The organism is Methylorubrum populi, from assembly GCF_002355515.1.
GTDB lineage: Bacteria > Pseudomonadota > Alphaproteobacteria > Rhizobiales > Beijerinckiaceae > Methylobacterium > Methylobacterium populi_A.
Genome location: NZ_AP014809.1, coordinates 5,695,699 through 5,705,640, shown reverse-complemented (window position 1 = coordinate 5,705,640; position 9,942 = coordinate 5,695,699). Strand labels below are relative to the sequence as shown.

Below are 9,942 nucleotides of genomic sequence, written 5' to 3'. Positions count from 1 at the left end.
GCCGCGACGTTGTCAAGACCGACGCCGCGTGCCACCGCTAAAGATGGCTGTGTATCAACAATCCTCTATCGTTCTCCTAACAGCGGGACGATCGGGGAAAACATCTGCGCATCGACCGAGTCGTCGGCAGGGGGTCGAAGAGTCGAAGGCCTGCCCGCAACTTGGGGACGACTCCGGACCGGCCGGCACTCATCTTGCCGGACGTCCCTGCCGGCAACGTTTTGTTAAGCTACACGGTCGGCTCGGCCGTGCGCAACGAAGACCATTTCGCGCATGGTTAACGAGCCCCTGCCGGACCGCTCGCGGGCGCGATGCAAGAGACGATTCGGGAAAACGTGGCGTGATCTGTGGAGAAGGGCTGCGCGCCGGTGCACAACCGGGAACAGACAGATCGGCCGACGGGCGCTCCGTTCGCCTCAAGCTTCGATCGAGCCAGCCTTGTGGCGGGCGATCGGAAGCGCGATGGAGAGCGCCATCGGGCGCATCGGCGATTGCTGAGTGATTTGTGACGCCCCCTCGATCCTGAGGCGCGGGCAAACACGAAAAAGCCCGGTCCGAAGAGACCGGGCTCAATCTGTTACTCTATCGATCGGCTCCCCTGACTTCCCTCTTTGAGCAGGGGCGGGGAGCCATCAGGAACCGCTCAGGCGGCGATCGCCTTCACGCGGGCGGCGAGACGAGAGACCTTCCGCGAGGCGTTGTTCTTGTGAACGATGCCGTGCTGGGCAGCGCGCATGATCTCCGGCTCGGCGGAGCGGAGGGCGGCAAGGGCCTGGCTCTGATCACCAGTGGCGATCGCCTCCTCGACCTTGCGGACGAAGGTGCGCATCCGGGAACGGCGCGAGCGGTTGATCGCCGTACGCTTGGCGATCTTTCGGGTCATCTTCTTGGCCGACACGGTGTTGGCCATGGGCATCCTCGTCTGGTCGTGGCGGCAGCGACCCAGCCCGGGAGCATCCGGTGTCGGTCAGCGCAGCCTGATGATAAGCAAAGGCGAAACGACCGGGCGCAGTGCTGCGGCCGGACGTGGAGGCTGCTCTATAGCGATGCCCCCATGATCCGTCAACAAATCGTCACGCCACGCGTCGCTCTTGCCCTTCCTGCATTTTGTTCGAAGGAAGAGCGTTGCCAAGCGGAATTCGATCGGCTAATGCCGCGTCCAGTTCGGCGGCGGCACCGCCCCCCGACACCGCGCTGCGGTAGCTCAGTGGTAGAGCACCTCATTGGTAATGAGGAGGTCGAGAGTTCAATCCTCTCTCGCAGCACCATTCTTCCCCTAACGATATCAGCAGGTTAGGGCGAACGACACGCTGAGAACGACCGCACTCCCACACGGCGGTCTCACACATTGTCACTCAGAATAGCGCGACCGTGGAAGAACCCCAGGACGGGCGTTTTCCATCTACCGCAGCGAACGCCCCTCGATCTTGCCGGACGCTGGCGAGGACGGCCCGTCCCCTTCCCTTTAGCCATATGTGAGCGTTCATCGCTATCGATCCTATCGCTCAAGCGGTATTGCGGACCGAAGAACAGAGGGTTAGCCCATCATCATTCGATTGTGGATGATAATCTCGGGCGAGACTGACAGGATAACGCGTCGGCTTTTATTTGAAATCCGACAGCGATGACGATCACGTCGCTGGAACCGAGCATGATCGGAGGGCGCAGCCATAACCGATCGTCCCATGTGGCGAACACGAGCCAATCTCGAAAGTATTTGCTTCATGCGCAAACCTCTCGGGCGGCTTCGGCATCACGGGCCGACACGGTTAAGATCGTCTGGCACAACGTCTGCCGCAGACAGCAAGCGGTCGCCCTCCTCGTTCGTCACTGGCCGCTTGCTGCGCCGATCAAGCTGTTCAGAGGATGGGTCGGTTTGGCTCTCACCCTCGATATCGTCCGACCATGCTGTTGTGTGATCGAGTCGACATACGAGGGCTTGCCCAATGCCGCAGGCTTACCCGTCATCCTCGACATTGAGGCAGCGGGTCCGGAGAGCCTGACGGTGGTGAAGGCAATCAAAGCCGATGGGCTCGCCCTGCCGGTGCTGGCGATCGGGCACAGTTACGGCGATGTCGGCTACAGTGTGCGCGCCATGAAGGCCGGCGCCGTCGATTACATCGAGAAGCCGTGGCAACCCGATGCCCTGCTGACCGCCGTGTCATCGGCCCTCGCCGAACTGCGCCACGACGCCGATCGAAGCCGGGCGCGCACCGATGAGAAGCTTCGCATCGGCGTCCTCTCGAACCGGGAGAGGGAGGTGCTGGAGGGCCTCCTGGCGGGTGGCACCAAAAAGTCGATCGGCCGGGCGCTCGGCCTCAGTCCGCGCACTGTCGAGATCCACCGGGCCCATGTCATGGAAGCGCTCGGGGTCCGGACCCTCCCGGAAGCCGTGCTGATGGCGGCGAGAGTCGGTGTTCAGCCGACTGACGGTCTCGGACCGCTCAGCGCCGGCGCAAGGCCCATCCCGACAACGCCATCGGACGTCTCTCGAATTGTGATGCTACGCCGCGGGCCGAGCGCTTGAGTTGGGTCGCAGCGGCGTCGCATCGACCTTCAGATAGGAAGCATCGAATTCGGCCAGGGACTTGAGCCCGTCCGGTTTGAGGATCGTGAGCTTGCGGCCGGACAACTCGATCAGCCCGTCACGACGCAGCTTCTGCAGGACGCGATTGACGTGGACGCACGACATCCCGAGCGTGTCGGCCAAATCCGCCTGCGTGATGGGGAAGCTGAACTGGTTCTCGGAAGCGAAACCGGTTGCGCGCAAGCGAAACAGGATCTCGCACAGGAAGTGCGCCAGCCGCTCGGGGCCGGATCGGGAACCCAGATTGGTGATCCACTCGCGCAGGGTCGCAGCCTCCGTCAGCCGCGCCATCTGGAGGGCCAGGGCGATCCGAGGACGTCGGCGGATCAGATCCTCGTAGTCGGACCGTGGAATGAGCGTGAGCCGACAGGCCGTGAGCGTTCCGAGCGCGCAATCGAGGGGCAGCCGGAAATCGAGTTCGGGCTCGAAGATGTCGCCGGGCAGAAGATAAGCCGTGATCTGGCGGCGCCCATTCGTCAGGAATTTGTAGCGGCAGGCAAAGCCATCGAGAACAAGGACGGCGCTCTCGGGAACGTCGGATTGATGGAGAAGGGGCGTTTGCGCCGGGAAACGACGACCGTTCGTCGTCAGACTTTCGAGCTCGCGGATATCGCTCGAACTCAGTTCCACGTAGGCGCCGAGCCTTCGCCGGAGAGGATCACCCACCTCGTGATCGGCGGATCCCGCACATGGCACGATCTTCTGCAAATCCTGAGGATTCTCAGCCTGTTGAGCCCCAACCTGCGCCTCACCGGACGGGGATCCAAGGTGCGAGGGGACGGGGCGTTCGGGTTGAACCTGCCGCATGCGCATTCGATACTCGTCCGCCCAGGTTGAGGGAACATGAAGTTACACCCCTAGCACCGCATCCGGCACTTACCTAAGGTAGTCGCGCATCGCGAGAGAGTTGTAAACGATTTCCGGCCTGCGCCTGCGTAATACGCAAAGAAATAAGCGGTCCATGCTCACGCTTAGTTCGGCCTGCCATGGTGTCGGACGTACAAGCGATGTAACTTATGCCAATCTCGGGCGGTCGTGCCACGCCCGGCCCGCATTGACTCGGATCGCCGCCTCGATCTGGCGATGCCCGCGGGGCGCGGTCCGACGGGTTTCGAGGCGCGACACGACGATGATGACCACCGGCTACAACCCGGCTCTCGTGGCGCTGTCCCTCGCCATCGCGGTGCTCGCCTCCTACACGGCCCTCGACCTCGGCGCACGGGTGCGCAGCGCCGGCTCCCGCCTGGGGTGGGCCTGGCTCCTCGGCGCCGCCCTCGCGATGGGCGGCGGCATCTGGTCGATGCACTTCGTCGGGATGCTGGCCTTCGAGATGGGTCTGCCCGCGGCCTACGACCTTGGCAGCACGCTGCTGTCGCTGCTGATCGCCGTCGTTGTGACCGGCGCGGCTTTAGCCTGGGTCGGACGCCGGCAGGCCGCGCGCTGGGATGTCCTCGTCGCCGGCCCCGTCATGGGGATCGGCGTGGCGGCGATGCATTACACCGGGATGGCCGCGATGCGGATGCCCGGCAATCTCGCCTACAGCCTGCCGATCGTGGCGTTGTCCGTCGCGATCGCCGTCCTGGCCGCGACCGTCGCCCTTTGGCTGACCTTCCGGCCGACGGGCATCTGGCAGCGGTTCATCGCGGCGCTGGTGATGGGCGTGGCGGTCGCAGGGATGCACTACACGGGCATGGCGGCGGCGACGATCACCGCGGAGGAGGGGGGCGCCCATGCGGCGCATCTCGCGGCGACGAGCGTCGATCAGCAGAATCTCGCCCTCTACGTCGCGGGTGTCACCTTCGTCATCCTGTTCCTCGCGATGCTCGCCTCCGCATTCGACCAGCAGCGGATTCAGGGCGAGTTGCGGGCGAGCGAGGAGCGGTTCCGCGCCGCCGTGCAGGCCGTGCGCGGCGTGCTGTGGACCAACGATCCGCAGGGCCGGATGACCGGCGAGCAGCCCGGATGGGCCGCACTGACCGGGCAAACGCGCGCCGAATACGAGGGGTTCGGCTGGGCCGAAGCCGTTCATCCGGACGATCGGCAGCCGAGCGTCGAGGCTTGGAACGTCACGGTCGCCACCCGCAGCACCTTCGTCCACGAGCATCGGGTGCGCGCCCGCGACGGGTTGTGGCGACACTTCTCCATCCGCGCGGTGCCGGTGTTGGACGGGCATGGCGCCATCCGCGAATGGGTCGGCGTTCACACCGATATCACGGAGCAGCGCGAGGCCGAGGCCGAACTGCGGGAATCGAATGAGGAGATTCAGCGCTACGCCTACATCGTCAGCCACGACCTGCGGGCGCCGCTCGTCAACGTGATGGGCTTCACGAGCGAGTTGGAGGCGGTGCGCGAGGAATTGCACGCCCTTCTGCGCGACCATCCGCAGGGTGCGCGGATCAACGACGACATTGCCGAGTCGCTGGGGTTCATCCAGGCGGCGATCATCAAGATGGAACGGTTGATCGCCGCGATCCTGAAGCTGTCGCGCGAAGGACGGCGCCGGTTCCATCCCGAGCCGCTCGCGATGACACAGCTCGTGCGTGGCATCGCCGATGCCCAGCGCCATCAGGCGGACCGCAAGGGCGCGACGGTGACGGTCGCGGACGATCTCCCCGAGATCGTGGCCGACCGCCTCGCCGTCGAGCAGGTGTTCGGCAATCTCATCGACAACGCCCTCAAATATCTCGATCCGGCCCGGCCCGGGACGATCGCGGTCAGGGCCAGTTCCGCGCCCGGCAACCGGATCCGTTTTGCCGTGTCGGATAACGGCCGGGGCATCGCGCCCCAGGATCACGGCCGAATCTTCGAGCTGTTCCGGCGCTCAGGTGCGCAGGATCAACCGGGGGAGGGCATCGGCCTCGCCAGCGTGAAGGCCCTCGTGCGCGCGCTCGGCGGACGCGTCGAGGTTTCCTCGCAGCCGGGCAGCGGCACAACCTTTATCGTGACGCTGCCCCGCGGGCCGGCTACAGGCCGAAGCGCGGCGATATCGAATTCGTCCGACACGATGTCCCTGGCCGCGGAGTGACCATGCAGCCGCCCTTCCATGCCGTCAGCATCGTGATGATCGAGGATGACGAGGGTCACGCCCGGCTGATCGAGCGCAACATCCGTCGCGCTGGCGTGAACAACGAGATCGTCCCCTTCCGCGACGGAACCTCAGCGCTCGAATTCCTGTTCGGTGCCGACGGCAGCGGGGAGGTGAGCGGCCGACGCCATCTTCTCATCCTGCTCGACCTCAACCTGCCGGACATGACGGGCATCGACATCCTGGAGCGGATCAAGGCCAATCCGCACACCAAGCGCTCCCCGGTCGTCGTCCTGACGACCACCGACGACAGCCGCGAGATCCAGCGCTGCTACGACCTCGGGGCGAACGTCTACATCACCAAGCCGGTCAACTACGAAGGCTTCTCGAACGCGATTCGTCAGCTCGGGCTGTTCTTCTCGGTCATCCAGGTTCCCGAGAACTCATGAGCGACGCGAGCGCGGCCCCGGCCCTCATCCTCTACATCGACGACGATCCCGGCCTCGGACGCCTCGTTCAGCGATCGCTCCAGGCGCGGGGATATCACGTCGAGCTCGCCGCGAGTGGCGAGGAGGGGCTGGCGCGGGCGCGGAGCGGCGGCGTCAATCTGATCGCTCTCGACCACCACATGCCCGATCGGACGGGGCTCGATCTGCTGCCGCTACTCCGCGCTCTGCCGGACGCACCGCCAGTCATTTACGTCACCGGCTCCGAGGACAGCCGGGTCGCGGTGGCGGCCCTCAAGGCGGGAGCGGTCGACTATGTCTGGAAGGACCTCCAAGGACAGTTCCGCGAGCTGCTCGGGGAATCGGTCGATACCGCCCTGCGCCAGGAGGCGATGCGGCGCGACAAGGAGCGGGCCGAGGCCGCCGTGCGCGAGGCGCGGGACCGGGCGGAACTCCTGTTGCGCGAAGTGAACCATCGGGTTGCGAACTCGCTGACGCTGGTCGCCGCGCTCGCCCGGATGCAGACCAACGCAGTGGCGGACCCGGCCGCGAAGCAGGCTTTGGAGGAGATGCAGGCCCGCATCTCGGCCATCGCCGGCATCCATCGCCGCCTTTACACCTCGCAGGACGTGGAGGCGGTGGAACTCGACGCCTATCTGGCGGGGCTCGTCGAAGAATTGCAGTTGGCGATGAAGGCGTCCGGCCGCGATCATGCCATTCGCCTCCAGGCGGAGCCGATCCGGCTGGCGACCGACAAGGCGGTCTCCCTCGGCGTGGTCGTCACCGAACTGGTCACCAACGCCTACAAATACGCATACCCATCCGAGACGCAGGGCGAGATTCGTGTGCGCGTCATGCGCGAGGGGCCCGATATGCTCTCGCTCGCCGTGGAGGATGACGGCATCGGCTGGACGGGGGAGGGCGAAGCGAGGGGGACCGGCCTCGGTTCGCGCATCATCAGGGCGATGGCCTCTAACCTGCGCTCGGCGCTGACTTACGCCCCTGGCCGGATCGGAACGCGGGCCGTGCTGTCATTCCAGACGTGACGCATGACGAGTCCTTTGGCGGACGGCTGCCGGCCCTGAACGAATCGTAGCTCGCGCCGAGTTGAAACGATCCCGTCGGAAAATCGAGTGCGAACATCGCTCGCTTGCGGCGCGGATGTCTCACGACAGTCTCCGCTACGATCAGGCTGACATTTTTCGATCCGGATATGCCTGCGGGCTGGGTCAATTCCAGGGCTTTTACTCCCGACGAAATGTTCAGTGCGAAGCTTTGGCCGAGATTTTCTCGATCGAGGCGATGAACCGGGCCAGCCGGGGCCGGTTATCGAGACGGCAGGTCAGCTGCCTGTTTCTCCCAAGACTTCGACCCGCCCGACCCTGTCGGCGCGGGCTTCTTTTCGTCGGGTGGGTGGATTCGAAGACTGAAGGACAACCCATCAGAAGCGGCGGCAGCGAACCGCCTCGTCGGCGAGCGAAGCGTGGACAACCTGTCCGCCCGCCGCCTCGCAGGTCGAGCGGAACGACCGTTCGGACCGGTGAAACCCCCAAATTGCGATCATCGGCGCGACCATGATGAACACGGTCATGCCCATGATGAAGGCGGGAAACCATTCCGGCATCGGCCGGGAGGAGGGCGGCTCCGGGCGGATTGGCGGCATGGGTGCCAGGAAGGCCAGGAGCGGGAGCAGGTGCAGGACGCTCAAGGTTCGGGCTCTCCCGCGAGGGCGGCGCAGGCCGCCGAGACAGGTCGATTGGAGAATAACGCATCGCAGCGGCCTCCGGTCACCCGAGGGACGGAAGGCGATGCGTCGCAGGAGTCGCTCACCTGCCGGCGTCAGGGTACCGGGACCTGCTCGGTCAGGGCATTGATCGACAGCAGATAGGCGACAAGATCCGTCTGCTCACCAGCGCTCACCCCGGCGGCCGGATCTGCCCAGTAGGCATGGCCCTCACCCGTGACGCGGGCCGTGCGCGCCTTCTGCGAGGCGGCATTGGCCGCGACAACCTTTGCGCGCAGGCCGCGATCGACCAGGGCTCGCAGACTGTTGGCCGGATCGGGCGCAATGCCCGCGTCGAGCGTGCCCGGAACGCCGAGCTGTTTCTCGGCGTCAGGTCCGACGGCGACACCGGAATCGTGGAGGTAGGGTGCGCTCCAGGCGAGACCGACGAGGTTCTGCACCTTGTACCCCCCGGCCGTTCCGGCATGGGCCCAGGCAAGCTGCACCTGCTTGAGAACCTCTCCCTCCAGCGGGATCGGCACGAGCTTAGGATCCGGCGGCAGCGGAAACGGCGTATCCGTGGCGAAAATCTCCGGCGGCGCGAGGCGCGCCTCCATTCGCATGGTCGAGTGCGCGCGGCTCGGCTGCGTGCCGATCTCTGCGATCGGAATGACCCGGTTGTTGCTCAGCGCCGGCCCGGAATGGCAACCGGCGCAGCCCACGCGCTCGAATACCGCGCGGCCGCGCCTCATCTGCTCGGTATCCGCGGGGGCGTCGGGCGCCCGCAGCAGGTTCTGAAAGGCCGACATCGCGTTGTTGGCATAGTTTGCGGGCTCTCCCGGCACCGAGGCCAGGAGGCCGTTATCGGTCATATAGTTGGTGGCGGGGAAACTCGGCAGGACGGCGTAGCTGTTGAGGCCGGGCGTTCCCGGCGTCGGGTCGGCCGCCTCCAACATCTCGGTCGGGCGCCTGCCTGAGGCTGGATCGTAGCGAAGGGGCCCGGCCGCCGCGCCCTGCAGGACCGTACCGAGATAGACCTGCGGATCGAGCCCGAACAGGGTCTTCGCTGCCCGCGTCTGCTGGGTCGTATCGGAATTGGCGGCATGGACGTTGTTGTTGAGCGCCGACAATCCCTTGAACGGTCCAATCCCGGCGCGGCCGCTCCAACTATAGGGTTCGGCATAGGCCGAAAAGCTCGACGGGATCGAGGTCGGGTTGGTCTCGCGATCGGCGGAGGAATCGAAGCTGCCGGCGGGCCAGCTTGCGACTTCCACCTTGGCCGCAGCCTCGAAACGGTCGCGGTCCGGGAGCGCCGCCCGCGCCCCGCTCTCGGTAATGACCTGGCGGGCCGGATCGCCCGGATGGGCGGAGGGGTCGGCGCTGCCATGCATGAAGTAGGCGCTCGCGTTGCTCGCGAGCGCCATCAGCAGGCCGGCATTGAGGTCGGTGTTGGGCGCGCCCTCCACGACCTTGCCCGAGGCCGGATCGACCGCAGCGTGGCAGAGCGCACAGGTGATCCCCATGCGCAGGCGCCCGCGGTCGTAGAATGTGCGGATACCGAGGATGAAGGCCGAGTTTCGCGGCACGTCGAGTCCCGTCGGAACCAGCTCGCCCGTCCTCCAGATCCTGTCGCCCACGCTCACGTCGCGGGCCATGCGAACTTGAAGATTGGTCGTGCCTTTGCCTCCGAGCAGGACGATGGCGCGGGCGACCTCATAGGGCGTCAGCCCGCCGTCGAGCATCCCCATCACATCGGACAGGAACACCTCGTTGCCGAAGGTCTCGCGGTAGAAGGCTTCCCGGCCGCGGCGCAGCAGCGCCTCGTCGATCGCGACCGCACCGCTCTCAGCGGTCAGGGCGCCACGCCCTTCCGACGTGGCTCTCAAGCGCTCGGCCTCAGCCCGTGCAACCCGTCGGCCGAGGACGTCATAGGCGGTGCTCACCGGGTAGCGCCCCGGATTCAGGAGATCGCCCTCGTCCGGCATCGGCGCATAGCTGAAACGGGCCACTGAACCCGCGGCGATCACAGTGCCGACTGCGACAAACGAGACCATGAAGACACGAAGTGGCCGAGCCATTAGGGCGAATTTTCCTTGCGACAATGGGGAGGAAAGACGCGATCAGGCAACCTCTTGCGGCAGACATCGTTTGCCGCAACTGA

8 protein-coding genes and 1 tRNA gene are annotated in these 9,942 nt (G+C 65.7%); 5 read left to right on the top strand and 4 right to left on the bottom strand.

Annotated elements, in window-relative coordinates; translation table 11 throughout:
- Positions 1 to 643: 643 nt before the first annotated feature.
- Complete coding sequence (gene rpsT, locus MPPM_RS26535; RefSeq protein WP_096487638.1) at positions 644 to 910, bottom strand: 30S ribosomal protein S20; 267 nt, start codon at positions 908 to 910, stop codon at positions 644 to 646.
- A gap of 283 nt (positions 911 to 1,193) precedes the next feature.
- Between rpsT and MPPM_RS26530 the strand changes: the two genes are divergently transcribed.
- Together MPPM_RS26530 and MPPM_RS26525 are read left to right on the top strand one after the other, a co-directional pair.
- A tRNA-Thr gene (locus tag MPPM_RS26530) sits at positions 1,194 to 1,268 on the top strand.
- Between the two features lie 356 nt (positions 1,269 to 1,624).
- Complete coding sequence (locus MPPM_RS26525) at positions 1,625 to 2,527, top strand: response regulator transcription factor (RefSeq protein ID WP_096487637.1); 903 nt, start codon at positions 1,625 to 1,627, stop codon at positions 2,525 to 2,527.
- Here the strand turns inward: MPPM_RS26525 and MPPM_RS26520 are convergent.
- Positions 2,504 to 3,295 (bottom strand): Crp/Fnr family transcriptional regulator, encoded by a 792-nt coding sequence (locus MPPM_RS26520; RefSeq protein ID WP_096487636.1) that lies wholly within the window; start codon positions 3,293 to 3,295, stop codon positions 2,504 to 2,506. The two genes, MPPM_RS26525 and MPPM_RS26520, sit on opposite strands and share 24 nt — an antisense overlap.
- Before the next feature lie 421 nt (positions 3,296 to 3,716).
- Here MPPM_RS26520 and MPPM_RS26515 point away from each other — a divergent pair, with 421 nt between their 5' ends.
- Genes MPPM_RS26515 through MPPM_RS26505 form a run of 3 tightly spaced genes read left to right on the top strand, consistent with a single transcriptional unit; the run spans position 3,717 to position 7,104 of the window.
- The gene (locus MPPM_RS26515; protein WP_096487635.1) at positions 3,717 to 5,612 is read left to right on the top strand and encodes a sensor histidine kinase; all 1,896 of its coding nucleotides are present in this window, start codon (positions 3,717 to 3,719) and stop codon (positions 5,610 to 5,612) included.
- Positions 5,613 to 5,614: 2 nt separating this feature from the next.
- Positions 5,615 to 6,061: a response regulator gene (locus MPPM_RS26510; protein ID WP_096487634.1), complete on the top strand. Its 447-nt coding sequence runs from the start codon at positions 5,615 to 5,617 to the stop codon at positions 6,059 to 6,061.
- Positions 6,058 to 7,104: a response regulator gene (locus MPPM_RS26505; RefSeq protein ID WP_096487633.1), complete on the top strand. Its 1,047-nt coding sequence runs from the start codon at positions 6,058 to 6,060 to the stop codon at positions 7,102 to 7,104. The genes MPPM_RS26510 and MPPM_RS26505 overlap by 4 nt, the downstream gene beginning before the upstream one ends.
- Positions 7,105 to 7,499: 395 nt before the next feature.
- On the opposite strand, the gene MPPM_RS26500 is transcribed toward MPPM_RS26505, so the two are convergent.
- Both MPPM_RS26500 and MPPM_RS26495 read right to left on the bottom strand, forming a co-directional pair.
- Positions 7,500 to 7,766: a hypothetical protein gene (locus MPPM_RS26500; protein WP_096487632.1), complete on the bottom strand. Its 267-nt coding sequence runs from the start codon at positions 7,764 to 7,766 to the stop codon at positions 7,500 to 7,502.
- Between the two features lie 131 nt (positions 7,767 to 7,897).
- Positions 7,898 to 9,859 carry a cytochrome C oxidase Cbb3 gene (locus MPPM_RS26495; protein WP_096487631.1) on the bottom strand — a complete coding sequence of 654 codons (1,962 nt, stop codon included), beginning with the start codon at positions 9,857 to 9,859 and terminating at the stop codon, positions 7,898 to 7,900.
- Between the last annotated feature and the right edge of the window lie 83 nt (positions 9,860 to 9,942).